This is a genomic window from Natronolimnobius sp. AArcel1, from assembly GCF_011043775.1.
Classification (GTDB): Archaea; Halobacteriota; Halobacteria; order Halobacteriales; family Natrialbaceae; genus Natronolimnobius.
Window position 1 is genome coordinate 24343 of sequence record NZ_JAAKXY010000009.1, and the last position, 14144, is coordinate 38486.

A 14144-nucleotide genomic window follows, 5' to 3' on the forward strand; every position below is an offset into this window, starting at 1 on the left:
AGTGACGATCAGGCGAACGTCTTCGAGACCTCGTCGGTCTCGTCGGATTCGGCTTGGACCTTGTCCCAGGCGTTGCGGAAATCGTCCATCTGAATTTCCGTCCGGTCGTCACGAATCGCAAACATCCCGGCTTCGGTGCAGATCGCTTTCACGTCAGCACCGGAGGCTTCGCTTGCCTCTTCGGCCAGTTCGGCGAACTCCACGTCGTCGGAAACATTCATCCCGCGCGTGTGGATCTCGAAGATAATCTCGCGACCTTCCTGATTCGGTTTTGGCACCTCGATGAGGCGGTCGAATCGGCCCGGGCGCAAGATTGCGCGGTCGAGCATGTCGAAGCGGTTCGTTGCCGCAATAATGCGGATATCGCCTCGGTCTTCGAAGCCGTCCATTTCGCTCAGGAGCTGCATCATGGTGCGCTGGACTTCAGCGTCACCCGATGTCTTGGACTCCGTTCGCTTGGCCGCGATGGCGTCGATCTCGTCGATGAAGATCACGGCAGGTTCGTGCTCGCGAGCGACCTTGAACAGGTCGCGAACGAGCTTTGCACCCTCACCGATGAACTTGTGGACAAGCTCGGAGCCGGCCATCTTGATGAACGTCGCGTTCGTCTGGTTCGCGACGGCCTTTGCGAGCATCGTCTTCCCTGTCCCCGGTGGTCCGTAGAGGAGCACGCCACTCGGTGGGTCGATCCCGACATCGTCAAACATCTCGGGGTTCTCGAGGGGCATCTCGACGGTTTCACGAACTTCCTGCATCTGCTCCTCGAGGCCGCCGATATCCTCGTAGCTCACTTCGGGACTCTCGGTGACTTCCATCACGCGAGCGCGCACGTCGGTGTCGCCCGAGAGGGTCTTGACGATCGACAGCGAGTTGTTGACTGCGACCCGCGCATCGGGCTCGATATCCTCGCGCATCTCGTCGGTGACCTCAGTTAGGGCCTCCTGATTGTTCCCGTGCTGTTTGATGATGACGCCTTCCTCCGTCAGTTCCTGGACGGTGGCAACGAACAGCGGCGACTGCTTGAGTTTCTTGTTCTCGTGGGTTAGTCGCTCGAGTTTCTGCTGGTATTTGTTGTTCTCGGCGTTCGCATCGAGGAGTTTGTCGCGCATCTCCTCGTTTTGCGACTCGAGGTCCTCCAGCCGGTCCTCGAGCGTCTGGATCTTCTCCTGTTGGGACGCCTCGTCCTCGTCGTATGGGAGGTCGACGTCGTCCACAGTATCGGTCATCATCGTTGCTTTGGGGGCTGGTTCATAAGAGGCTTCGGGTCGGGACACTCTCTCGCAATATATTACCACAATGCATGAGATGAAACAGAAAATATTATCAGCTTGTATTTGGTAGGGGAGAGTGATGAGCGCTTCAGAGTCGATCCGACAGGACGCCGACGATAGGGGTAGTTGGGATGATGTCCGCGAGTTGCCGCCGAGTGCGAAACTCGTCGCCAAAGTCCTCGAGTACAACGACACGATGACCCAACAGCAGATTGCAGACGAGACGCTGCTTCCCTCCCGCACCGTCCGCTACGCGCTGAACCGTCTCGAGGAAGAGAACGTAATCGACTCCCGGTTTTCGTTCTCGGATGCGCGAAAGCGCCTGTACACGCTCGATATCGAATCGTAATCGCAATCGCGTTTCTCCGCGCTCGCTTTCGGTTCTCCTCTCTACATTTCCGTTTTCGCTCGATCACGAGCGACACTGCAAACGTATCAGATTCACTTTCACTCCGGTCGCGGAACCCCTTTAGGCCCGACCCGCCAATGACCAGCAATGACGCGGGTTATCCACACGGGCGATACCCACATCGGGTACCAACAGTACAATTCGCCCGCGAGACGAGACGACTTTCTCGCAGCCTTCCGGCAGGTCGCCGAAGACGCCGTCGCAGACGATGTCGACGCCGTCGTCCACGCAGGCGACCTCTTTCACGACCGCCGGCCAGGACTGGTCGATCTCCAGGGCACCGTCGAGATTCTACGAACGCTCGAGGAAGCCGACATTCCTTTCCTCGCTGTCGTCGGCAACCACGAGGGCAAACGCGACGCCCAGTGGCTCGATCTCTTTGCTGATCTCGGCCTTGCAACGCGGCTTGGCCCACAACCCGAGGTCGTGGGCGACGTTGCACTCTATGGCCTCGATTTCGTCCCCCGCTCGAGACGCGAGGACCTCGAGTACGAGTTTGGGCCGGTTCCCGACGCAGCGGACCACGCGACGCTCGTCAGTCACGGGCTGTTCGAACCCTTCGCACACGCGGACTGGGATACTGCCCGGCTCCTTTCGGAGTCGACGGTCGAGTTCGACGTCGTGTTGCTCGGAGACAACCACAAACCGGACACTGCGGAGGTCCAAGACACCTGGGTCACCTACTGCGGGTCGACCGAGCGCGCGAGCGCTAGCGAGCGCGAGGATCGAGGCTACAACCTTGTCACCTTCGAGACTGACAGCGACGCGGACGACGCAGTCGCCATCAGCCGCCGCGCACTCACTGCCACCCGCGACTTCGAGTTCGTCGACGTCGACCTCGAGGAGGGGGAGGGAATCGACCGCGTCCAAGAGCGCGTTCGTGAGTACGACGTCGAAGATTCGGTTGTGATCGTCACGATCGAAGGCGACGGCAAGCCCGTTACACCCGCCGCAGTCGAGGAACTGGCAATCGATCGCGGCGCACTCGTTGCCCGCGTCAACGACCGACGCGACCTTCCCGACGAGGACGACGAGGTTTCAGTGAGCTTTGCAAACCCCGACGAGGCTGTCCGCGAGCGAGTTCGCGAGTTAGGACTTAGTAACGCCGCCCTCGAGATCGACAAAACGGTCCGTGATGACGACCTCGTCGACTCGAACGTCCGCGAGTCTGTCGAACGCCGCGTCCGAGAGTTGCTCGAGGACGATCAGTCTGCGTTCGACCCCGCGCCAGCGCGAACTCCGGATGACGAGGACGTGACGACAGTGGCAGACCAGCTTTCGGGCACCGAGTCCAACGCGACAGAACCCGAGCCGGCTGAAACAGCCGCCGAAGCCGAGCCAGAATCAGCGCCAGCCGCTGAGCCTACACCAGACCAAGACGATGTGACCACAGACGAGCGCGACTCCAGTGCAGCGGAAGCAGCGAGCGAGAACGTCGAACGTGCAGACGCAGAACAATCACAGCCGACTGACGAAGACGCCTCACTGGGTGATTTCGCATGAGAGTTGACCGCGTCCGCCTGCGGAACTTCAAGTGCTACGGCGACGCCGACCTCACCCTCGAGCGCGGTGTCACCGTCGTCCACGGCGTCAACGGCAGCGGCAAATCAACACTGCTCGAGGCGACCTTCTTCGCCCTGTATGGTTCGAAAGCCCTCGATGAGCGCACGCTTGATGACGTGATTACGACCGGCGAAGAAGAGACCGAGATCGAACTCTGGTTTACTCACGATGGGCGTGACTACCATATTGAGCGCCAGCTCAAACTGCGTGGCGACCGCGCGACGACGACGAAGTGCATCCTCGAGACGCCCGCAGAAACGATTGAAGGGGCACGCGATGTGCGCCGTGAGGTGACCGAACTGCTGCGCATGGATGCCGAGGCGTTCGTCAACTGTGCCTATGTCCGCCAGGGCGAGGTCAACAAGCTCATTCACGCCTCGCCAAGCGATCGCCAGGATATGATCGACGACCTCCTGCAACTGGGCGCACTCGAGGACTACCGTGAGCGAGCCAGCGACGCCCGCCTCGGGGTCAAATCCGTCCTCGACGGCCAGCGAGAGGTGCTCGAGGACGTTCGATCCCAGGTCGAGCGCAAGGAAGACAAAGACCTCCACGAGCGACTGAACGGCCTCGAGTCCCGGCGCACAGATATCACGAGTGAGATCGACCGGTTCGAAACCCAGCGCGACCAAGCCCGAGAAACGCTCGAGACTGCCGAAGACGTCCTCGAGCGCCACGACGAAACCCGCGACGAAATTGTAGAACTCGAAGAGGAGATTATCGACCTGCGGGGGAAAATCTCCGAAACCGAAGGGCAACGCGAGGACGCCAAAGACCGGATTCGCGACCTCGAGTCTGAACGCGAAGCGCTTGCTGAGGAACGCGAGGACGTACTCGAAACGGTCGACCTCGAGGGCGAGTCTGTCGATGCTCGTATCGAAGATCTTGAGGCGCGCGACGACGACTGTCGTGACGAGTTAGAGGAGGTCCGCGTCGCGATTACGGAAACCAACGGCGAGATCGAACGCCTGCGCGAGGAGGCAGACACGCTCGAGGAGCAAGCCGAAGATGCCCGCACGGAAGCAGCGAGTCTCAGCGAGCGAATCGAAGCCGACGAAGCGACGATTACAGATCGTGAGGAGAACATCGACGACCTGGCAGACGAAATTGCGACAGCACGCGAGCAATTCGAGGACGCCCCGGTCGCGTTCGGCGACGCCGCTTCGCACCTTGAAGACCTCGAGAACGACCGCGAGGCAGTGGTCAAGTCGATCAACGATGTGACCGCAGCGCGGAAAACTGTCGAACACGCCATCGAAGAGGGCGAACGCCTGCTCGAGGAGGGCAAGTGCCCGGAGTGTGGACAGCCCGTTGAGGACTCACCACATGTAGACGTCCTCGAGGAAAAACGAGCGGAACTCGCCACACACCGCGAGCGACTCGAGGAACTCGAGGCCGACTGCGAAGACATAGACGAGCGGATCGAGCGCGCCGAGGCTCTCCGCGAAGCCGAGCGCCAGGTCGACCGACTCGAGGAAAACCGTGAGAATATCGAGCAGTTACTTGCAGAGAAACGTGACGCCCTCGCCGACCGGCGTGACCAGCGCGAGTCGCTGCTGGCCGATGCCGAAACGCACGACGAACGTGCTGCCGAAAAGCGCGCCGAAGCGGACGAATTGGAAGACACCGTTGAGGACAAACGCACCGAACTCGGGACGATAAACGGCGAGCGAAGCGAGATCAAAGCCACCCTCGAGTCACTCACACGCGTATCAGAGATCGACGACGAGCGCACCGACCTCGAGGGTGAGATCGAAACGCTGCGCGAGCGCCGACAGAACTGGCAGCAACTCAACGATGAGCGCCGTGAGACGCTCTCGAGCAAACGTGAGCGAAAGCGTGACCTCGAGTCCGAATTTGATGAGAGCCGTGTCGAGACTGCCCGCGAGGACAAACAAAACGCCGAAAGCTATCTCGAGCAGGTCGACGCAAAACTCGAGGAGTTAGACGAACAGCGCACTGAAATCCAAAACGCTATCGGCGCGGTCGAAAACGAACTCGAGGAACTTGAGCGCTTGCGCGAGCGCCTCGAGGAACTCGAGGATCGCGCTCAGCAACTCGAGTCGCTCTATACCGAAGCAGAGACGCTCCAGACGACCTACGGCGAGTTGCGCGCGGAACTGCGCCAGCGAAACGTCGAGACGCTCGAGCGACTGCTCAACGAGACGTTCGAACTGGTCTATCAGAACGACTCGTATGCATCGATCGAACTCGATGGCGACTACCGCCTGACGGTGTATCAAAAAGACGGCGAGACACTCGAGCCCGAACAGCTCTCGGGCGGCGAGCGCGCGCTGTTCAACCTGAGTCTGCGGTGTGCGATCTATCGCTTGCTCGCGGAAGGCGTCGAGGGAACTGCGCCAATGCCGCCACTCATTCTCGACGAGCCGACGGTCTTTCTCGATTCGGGCCACGTGACACAACTCGTCTCGCTGGTCGAATCGATGCGCAAACTGGGTGTCGAGCAGATTGTCGTCGTCAGCCACGACGAGGAACTCGTCGGCGCGGCCGACTCACTCATCCGCGTCGAAAAGGATGCCACGTCGAACCGTTCGCAACTCGAGCGCGGTGAACCGCCCGAAGCGGCGTTGCTCGCGACTGAGTAAGCTCTTCAGGTACTCGAGTCTGGCGCTGTCGCTATCACGATTTCGCACGCAGCGTGCACTGAAAACCGTCGTCTGTTATCCGTCCTGTACTGGGTGTGTGTTCGCGATGGTCGCCGTGAGCGAGTCGTCGTCAGTGGCCCCGCGATCGTCCTCGGCGGCTCGAATTGTGTCGAGCGCTGTCTGACACTCATCTGTGAGTCGATAGCCACGCTCGCCGCCGATCTCAGTTTCGGCAATAAGATCGGCCGACGAGAGGACGGTCAACCGACCGTGTAAGTCGCTCTCACAGCACGTATCGGCCTCTAAGAGCGCGCGGACTGACAGCGGACCGCGGGCGTCGAGTTCGAGGAGCAATCCCAGCGATGTCTCATCGTGGACGTTCGTCACGAGCGTGCGAACGGCTGGCGAGATTGTCTGGGCGATGGTTTCGAATGCGCTTTCGTTGACCGACTCGAGGCGGTCGTTCTGGACGTAACACTCGTTTCCAGTTTCTGGGTCGCGAACGAGGCTGGCCTGTGTAGACTGTTTGAGCAAGAGATACCGCTTTCCCGTATCGTCCTGGACGGTTTTCATGGTGAGTCTGGTTCGTCCGGTACCCCTTGTTCGGGGACCTCGCTTGAAGGCTTTTCGCCAGTGTCATCTGGGGTGGCCGTCGTCGCTGCGTCGACCTCGTCATCTGCCTGCTCGTGCGAGTGCTTATAGTTCCTGTATCGTCGGAAGCCAAAGCCGAACAGCACGACACCGATCAACAGCAACGGGACGCCATAATCGGTCGCCCCCTCGAAGATGAGAAAGAGCGCGCCAAGCGATACCGCCAACACGGCAGCGTTGATGATGAGCACGAGCGCGACGAACGTCTCGAGGAGATCATCGGAAACTTCCGAGAAGTCGACATCTTCGAATTTTGTTGTAACGTCAGTCTCCGGTTCGGTGGATTCCCCCTCGATAACGCCTGGAATGTCGAGCGTATCGAGTTCATTATCTGATTTAAGATCCGCAAAGAGCCCGGACCCGGCATCTTCCGTCTGTACTTTCGGAATCGACGGCCCGATGTCGTCGTCCGTTCCGTCGGCTGTCTCGGACTCTCGAGCGCCATCGTCGGACCGATCACGGCTCACAGTAGTTCTCTCGGAGAGCGCCAAGAAAAGGATTCGCGTTCGCCATGACGCGAGGTGTGCGAGGTGCTCTCGGGTGAGATAGCAGTGCCGATCGCAAAACCGTGCTGCGATCGGTATCTCGCTTAACTCGAGTACGTCGGTCGTTAGATAACGTCCTCGAGCGTTAGCGTCTGGGATGTTTCGACCCAGGCAAGGGGGTTTTCCGCGTCATAGAAGACCACACCATCGTCAATCTCATAGGATTCGATCGTTTCGACGCCTTCGGGTTCACTACTCGGTTCACGCCCGTCCGCCGTGTCATCAGATATACGGGTGGACAACGTCGATCACCTATCGCTATGGTATGTGTTACCACATTATATGTCTTGTTGCTCCCGCAAGGTTGGCGGGCTCTGGGTGGGACTACTGCTGGGGCAGGCCTACGCCGACTCGAACACGGATTGCAGGGGTTTTTATCCAGCCGTTTCCAACTGCGATATCATGACTGAGGCGGGCCAGAGTGGACTTTCAGAGTTCGGCGACACGGCCGAGGACGGGGACGCACACGACCGGCCGGACGAGGAAGCGATGCACGTCGCCGGCAACGGCGCCTCGAGCGCTGTGGAAGTCATCGACGTACTTGAGGAAACGCTTCCGGAACCCACGGGCGAACTCGAACTCGCCGTGATGCAGGTCGATTACACCATCGCGGGCTACGGCGATGAGGAACGACCGATCATGCACGTGTTCGGGCGCACCGCCGAGAACGAACTCGAGCACGTCCAAATCGTTGGCTTTCGGCCCTATTTCTATGCGCCGACGGAGACCCTCGAGCGCCCGCCCGAAGAGGAGTACGACCGCCTAACCGACAGCGAAACGGAAGATGCGAACGGCGACCCCTACGAGAGTATCCGTGGCGAGGACCTCACGAAGATTTTCGGCCAGACGCCTCGCGACGTCGGGCAGATTCGTGATGACTTCGAGCACTACGAAGCCGATATCCTGTTCCCGAACCGGTTTTTGATCGACAAAGACGTCCAAAGCGGTATTCGCGTCCCGGAACGACGCGCTGACGACGACTCGCTCGTCGTTCCCCACACCGAAGTTGAGTCCGTCGACGTGGACGCCGACCCGCGCGTCCTGACGTTCGATATCGAGGTCGAGGACCGCCACGGCTTCCCCGAAGACGGCGAGGAGCCGATTGTCTGTCTGACCAGCCACGACTCCTACCGCGACGAGTACGTCATGTGGGTCTGTGCGGCTGAGAAGGGCGACGGTGAGATCCCTGCCGAAATCACTGACTACGAGCCAATCGAGGGCGCAATTGAGCACGAGGTTCGCGCCTTCGACGCAGAAGAAGCCATGCTCGAGGCATTCGTCGACTATATCGCTGATCAAAATGAAGCAGATCCAGATGTTATCACTGGTTGGAACTGTCTTCCAGCAGATAGTGACGTTCTCATGGCGGACGGGACCGAGAAAGAGATACAGGATATCGAAATCGGTGATACAGTAGTTGGGTCTGAATCACAGCAATCGAGCATCGCAGAAGTAACGAACAAGTGGGAAAGTGAGAAGGAGATTCTCGAATTCACGTTAGCTGATGGTACTTCCCTCCGATCGTCAGCCGAGCATCGCATAATGGTTGGGGGCGACGATGCTGTAGACTGGAAGGGGGGAAGCGAAATCGAATCTGGAGATTACGTACTCAAGCCGCGGAGACTCTCCGTCGAAAAGACGGTTGTTCCCACCCTTTCGGAACTCATTCCAATAGAGAACCAACGGTACGCTGACAAACAGACGGTCTCCGAATTCAAGACGGATCTCCCATACGGTGCTGTCACCGAGTTGGCCGACGAATTCGATGTCTCGACCGGAACGTTACACCATCCTCACACGACCGTCTGGACGCCGAAACGCTGTCGAGGTGCAGCGAGCCAGTACGACGTTCCCGTTCCAGACGGTGGCGTCGAATATCGGGGAACAGGTGTTGATCTCGAACGAAAAATTACACCTGACGAACTCTACTACGCCGGGCTGATCCTCACGGACGGATCAATGTCGCCAGATGATGGCGTTCGATTCTACAACACTCGAGAGGAACTCCACCGACAATTCCCCGGCGAAAATCACTTACAACCGGACGGAAAGGGATGTTACAAACAGAACGTACTGGACTATGCGACGATGTATGCCTTTAACGGACTCGGTGTTCCGTTTGGGAATAAAAACGACGGTCCCGTCGATCTCTCGACAATTTACGAAATGCCGTCCGAATACATCGGTCGCTTCTTAGCGGGTGCTATCGATGGCGACGGAAATATTGCGCAAAGCGGGATCACAGTTGCCGCCGAGAACCGGTCGATCGGTAAGTGGTACGTGAAGCTATTCAAGCGCCTTGGGATCTACGCGCAGCAACGAGAGAACGTCGTTAGAATTCCCGATGCGAAACGCGACATCGATCGACTGAAGGACTGCGTTCTCCCGTATATGAGCCATTCCGAAAAGAAAGACGCCCTCACGGAATTCGAGGGCGGCAAGAGTGGTCAAACCGAGAACATCCCATACGCGTTGTTCGAAGCAGATGTCGGGTCTGACGCAAAGCGGATCGGTAACGACAAACATCGGCGCGGTATTAACCTTAAACGTCACGAGACACACTCTGAGGAGTGGGAAGAGTACGTCTTCGTTGAGGTAACGGACGTTTCGGTAACTGGCACTGAGACGACCTACGACATCGAAACGACGACGCACAACTTCATCGCTGAAGGGTGTCTGGTCCACAACTGCGATGATTTCGACGCACCATATCTCTTAGATCGACTCGAGGAGCTTCAGGGCCCACATCACGATTACAACCTCGAGATCGACCGCCTCTCCCGCGTCGATGAGGTCTGGCGCAGCAACTGGGGCGGTCCCGACATCAAAGGTCGCGTTGTCTTCGACTTGCTGTATGGCTATCAGCGGATGGTCTTCTCCGAACTCGATTCGTATCGCCTCGACGCTGTCGGCGAGTCCGAACTCGGCGTTGGGAAGGAGCGCTACACTGGCGATATCGGCGACCTCTGGGAGGACGATCCGACGCAACTGCTCGAGTACAACCTTCGGGACGTCGAACTCTGTGTCGAACTCGACCGCCAGCAGAACATCATCCCGTTCTGGGACGAGGTGCGTTCTTTCGTTGGCTGCAAACTCGAGGACGCCCCGACCCCGGGCGACGCGGTGGACATGTACGTCCTGCATCAGGCCTACGGCGAGTTTGCACTGCCCTCGAAGGGCCAGCAGGAGGCGGGTGAGGAGTACGAGGGCGGGGCCGTCTTCGAGCCGATTACGGGCGTCAAAGAGAACGTCACGGTGCTCGACCTGAAGTCACTGTACCCGATGTGTATGGTGACGATCAACGCCAGCCCGGAGACGAAGGTCGATCCCGACGAGTACGACGGGGAGACCTACGAAGCGCCCACGGGGACGCACTTCCAGAAAGAGACCGACGGCGTGAACCGGACGATGATCGAGGAACTGCTCGCCGAGCGCGAGGAGAAAAAGGCACTCCGAAACGAGCACGAACCCGGCTCACTCGAGTACGAGCAGTATGACCGCCAGCAAGGAGCTGTCAAGGTAATTATGAATTCTTTGTATGGTGTGTCAGGGTGGGAACAATTTCGATTATATGATAAAGAAGCAGCGTCCGCAATCACCGCGACCGGCCGCGACGTCATCGAGTTCACCGAAACGGCAGCGAACGAGTTGGACTACACCGTTGCCTACGGCGACACCGACTCGGTTATGCTCGAGCTTGGTCAAGACGTTCCCAAAGACGACGCCCTCGAGCAATCGTTCGATATTGAGGAGTACATTAACGGGCGCTACGACGACTTCGCGCGCGAAGACCTGAACGCCGAGGAACACCGCTTCCAGATCGAGTTCGAGAAACTCTACCGGCGCTTTTTCCAGGCCGGCAAGAAAAAGCGCTACGCTGGCCACATCACCTGGAAGGAGGGCAAAGACGTCGACACCATCGACATCGTCGGCTTCGAGTACCAGCGCTCGGACATCGCGCCGATCACCAAGGAAGTCCAGCACAAGGTCATCGAGATGGTTGTCAGAGACGGCGACATCGAGGGAACGAAGGAGTACGTCAACGGCGTCATCGAAGATGTGCGAACGGGCGATATTAGCCTCGAGAACATTGCCATCCCCGGCGGCATCGGCAAGCGATTGGACAACTACGACACCGACACGGCTCAGGTTCGGGGTGCGAAGTACGCGAATCTCTTGCTTGGGACGAACTTCCAGCGCGGGAGCAAGCCCAAACGGCTCTACCTCGAGCGCGTCGATCCTGCCTTCTTCCGACATATGGAGGACGAAGAGGGGCTCAACCCACAGCATGATCACCTCTATGGTGCGTTCAAACGCGATCCCGACGTGATCTGTTTCGAGTACGACGACCAGATTCCAGACGAGTTCGAAGTCGACTACGACACCATGCTCGAGAAAACGCTCAAGGGCCCAATCGAGCGCATTCTCGAGGCACTCGGGGTCTCGTGGGACGAAGTGAAAAGCGGACAGGAACAAACAGGCCTCGGCAACTTCATGTGAGCATTTGGTGGGGCGAAATTACGTTCCACATTCATCCGTGCGGCTCTGTCGAACACGTTCGGGCACACATACAATCGTCTCCCGCTCCGAATTCGATTTTCGCTTTCGAAAACTTATTTTGCTCTTGTGAGACCGTATCCAATTGGATACGAAACCGTTATCAGGCCAACGACCTACCGTTCACACGACAGAGTACTATGGCACGTCTCGAACTACGCAACCTGCACGCAGAAGTGGCGGAGGGCGACGAGAAGATTCTCGAGGGTGTTTCCCTTGAGGTCGAATCAGGCGAAATTCACGCTCTGATGGGACCAAACGGTTCCGGGAAGTCGACGACGGCCAAGGTCATCGCTGGCCACCCGGCCTACGAGGTTACCGACGGTGAGGTACTAGTTCACCTCGAGGACGACGAGTTCGGTGCGGACATCGAAATCGACGAAGACCAGCGCACCTGGAACCTGCTCGACCTCGAGCCGAACGAGCGCGCGGCACTCGGTATTTTCCTCGCGTTCCAGTACCCAGCCGAGATTGAGGGCGTCACGATGACGAACTTCCTGCGCACGGCACTCAACGCCAAAATCGAAGAGCGCGAAGAGCTGTTCGAGGACGATGAGGGTGTTGAGGAAGACGACGAAGACGACGGCTTCGAGACCTCGCCGATGGAAGGTCCGGCAGACGACGGCGAAGTCGGCGTTGCCGAGTTCCAGCAGATCCTTCAGGAGAAAATGGAACAGTTGGACATGGACGAAAAGTTCGCCCAGCGCTATCTCAACGCTGGCTTCTCCGGTGGGGAGAAAAAGCAGAACGAAGTGCTGCAGGCAGCCATCCTCGAGCCGTCGGTCGCCGTTCTCGACGAGATCGACTCCGGGCTCGACATTGACCGACTGCAGGACGTTTCGAACGGCATCAACGCACTGCGCGACGAGCAGGGCACCGGTGTCCTCCAGATTACGCACTACCAGCGCATCCTTGATTACGTCGAGCCGGATCACGTCCACGTCATGCTCGACGGTCAGATCGCCAAAAGCGGCGGCCCAGAACTCGCTGAAGAACTCGAGGACAAGGGATACGATTGGGTCCGCGACGAGGTCTACGGCACCGCGTAACCGAATTCGGCTAGAACAACGGTAATAACCCTACAGCCGTAACCATATACACAATCAAATTATGAGTTCCGAACAAGATCACCTCAAAGAAACTGACACTGAAGCGCGGTTCGAGTTCAAAAAGGAAGAACGCTCGGCCGTCAAGTCGGATAAGGGCCTCACCGAAGAGGTCGTCCGACTGATCAGCGAAGACAAAGACGAGCCAGACTGGATGCTCGAGCGACGCCTCCGCGCGCTCAAGCAGTACCACAACATGCCGATGCCGACCGACTGGCCTGGCCAGCCGGACCTCACCGAACTCGATATCGAAGAGATCGTCCCGTATATCCGCCCGGATGTCGACAAGCGCGAAGGCGTCGACGATTGGACGGAGCTGCCTGACGAGATCAAAGACACGTTCGACAAACTGGGTATTCCAGAAGCCGAAAAGAACGCCCTCTCGGGCGTCGGCGCCCAGTACGAGTCTGAGGTCGTCTATCAGAACATGCAAGAGCAGTGGGAAGAGAAGGGCGTGGTCTTCATGAACATGGACCGCGCGGTCAAAGAGCACCCAGAGCTCGTCAAAGAGTACTTCATGACGACCTGTGTCCCGCCAAGCGACAACAAGTTCGCCGCACTCCACGGTGCTGTCTGGTCCGGTGGGTCGTTCGTCTACGTCCCCGAAGACGTCACCGTCGAGATGCCAGTGCAGGCGTACTTCCGGATGAACTCGGAAGGGATGGGCCAGTTCGAGCACACGCTCATCGTCGCCGAAGCAGGCTCGGAAGTCCACTACATCGAGGGCTGTTCCGCACCGAAATACGGTGCCCACAACCTCCACTCGGGCTGTGTCGAGGTCTTCGTCGACGAAGACGCCCACGTTCAGTACTCGACCGTCCAGAACTGGTCGAAGAACACGTTCAACCTGAACACCAAGCGCGCCATCTGTGAAGCAAACGGCACGATGGAGTGGGTCTCGGGCTCGATGGGCTCGAAGGCCACCATGCTCTATCCGTGTACGATCCTCAAGGGTCGCGGCGCGACTGACACCCACATCACCATCGCCTTCGCGGGCGAGGGACAGAACATCGACACCGGCGCGAAAGTCTACCACAACGCGCCCGAGACGAGTTCGACCATCGAGTCGAAATCGATCTCGAAAGACGGCGGCCGCACCAACTACCGCGGCCTCGTCCACATCGCCGACGGTGCCGAGAACTCCTCCACTGCAGTGGAGTGTGACGCCCTGATGTTCGACAACGAATCCACCTCGGACACCATGCCGTACATGGAAATCGAGGAGTCGAAAGTCGACGTTGCCCACGAGGCGACCGTCGGCAAGATCGGCGACGAGGACATCTTCTATCTCCAATCGCGCGGACTTGACGACGACGACGCCAAGAAGATGATCGTCGCTGGCTTCATCGAGCCAATCACGGAAGAACTGCCAATCGAGTACGCGGTCGAACTCAACCGCCTCATCGAACTCGAGATGGAAGGGAGCCTCGGATAAT

Annotated in this window: 10 protein-coding genes; 6 read left to right on the forward strand and 4 right to left on the reverse strand. The window is 58.6% G+C overall.

Annotation, left to right across the window (positions count from 1 at the left end; genetic code table 11):
• Positions 1–8: 8 nt before the first annotated feature.
• Positions 9–1226 carry a proteasome-activating nucleotidase gene (locus G6M89_RS21290; protein WP_165163904.1) on the reverse strand — a complete coding sequence of 406 codons (1218 nt, stop codon included), beginning with the start codon at positions 1224–1226 and terminating at the stop codon, positions 9–11.
• A 124-nt stretch (positions 1227–1350) separates the two neighbouring features.
• Here G6M89_RS21290 and G6M89_RS21295 point away from each other — a divergent pair, with 124 nt between their 5' ends.
• The 3 genes from G6M89_RS21295 to rad50 all read left to right on the forward strand — a co-directional run bounded on the left by G6M89_RS21295 (position 1351) and on the right by rad50 (position 5849).
• Positions 1351–1620, forward strand: a complete 270-nt coding sequence (locus tag G6M89_RS21295; RefSeq protein ID WP_165163905.1) for a helix-turn-helix domain-containing protein — start codon at positions 1351–1353, stop codon at positions 1618–1620.
• A 147-nt stretch (positions 1621–1767) separates the two neighbouring features.
• Positions 1768–3183, forward strand: coding sequence for a DNA double-strand break repair protein Mre11 (mre11, locus tag G6M89_RS21300; protein ID WP_165163906.1), 1416 nt, complete (start codon positions 1768–1770; stop codon positions 3181–3183).
• Positions 3180–5849 (forward strand): DNA double-strand break repair ATPase Rad50, encoded by a 2670-nt coding sequence (rad50, locus tag G6M89_RS21305; protein WP_165163907.1) that lies wholly within the window; start codon positions 3180–3182, stop codon positions 5847–5849. The genes mre11 and rad50 overlap by 4 nt, the downstream gene beginning before the upstream one ends.
• A 75-nt stretch (positions 5850–5924) precedes the next feature.
• Here the strand turns inward: rad50 and G6M89_RS21310 are convergent, their stop codons facing one another.
• The 3 genes from G6M89_RS21310 to G6M89_RS21320 form a co-directional block, all read right to left on the reverse strand.
• Positions 5925–6422 (reverse strand): hypothetical protein, encoded by a 498-nt coding sequence (locus tag G6M89_RS21310; protein WP_165163908.1) that lies wholly within the window; start codon positions 6420–6422, stop codon positions 5925–5927.
• Entirely contained in the window at positions 6419–6967 is a 549-nt protein-coding gene (locus G6M89_RS21315) for a hypothetical protein (protein ID WP_343162671.1), read from the reverse strand. Before G6M89_RS21315 ends, G6M89_RS21310 begins: the two co-directional genes overlap by 4 nt.
• Positions 6968–7110: 143 nt before the next feature.
• Positions 7111–7287 carry a hypothetical protein gene (locus tag G6M89_RS21320; protein ID WP_165163874.1) on the reverse strand — a complete coding sequence of 59 codons (177 nt, stop codon included), beginning with the start codon at positions 7285–7287 and terminating at the stop codon, positions 7111–7113.
• A gap of 160 nt (positions 7288–7447) precedes the next feature.
• Here G6M89_RS21320 and G6M89_RS21325 point away from each other — a divergent pair, with 160 nt between their 5' ends.
• The 3 genes from G6M89_RS21325 (at position 7448) to sufB (ending at position 14143) form a co-directional block, all read left to right on the forward strand.
• Complete coding sequence (locus G6M89_RS21325) at positions 7448–11545, forward strand: DNA polymerase domain-containing protein (protein ID WP_165163910.1); 4098 nt, start codon at positions 7448–7450, stop codon at positions 11543–11545.
• A gap of 197 nt (positions 11546–11742) precedes the next feature.
• Complete coding sequence (locus tag G6M89_RS21330) at positions 11743–12651, forward strand: ABC transporter ATP-binding protein (protein WP_165163911.1); 909 nt, start codon at positions 11743–11745, stop codon at positions 12649–12651.
• A gap of 61 nt (positions 12652–12712) precedes the next feature.
• Entirely contained in the window at positions 12713–14143 is a 1431-nt protein-coding gene (sufB, locus tag G6M89_RS21335) for a Fe-S cluster assembly protein SufB (protein ID WP_165163912.1), read from the forward strand.
• Position 14144: the final 1 nt, after the last annotated feature.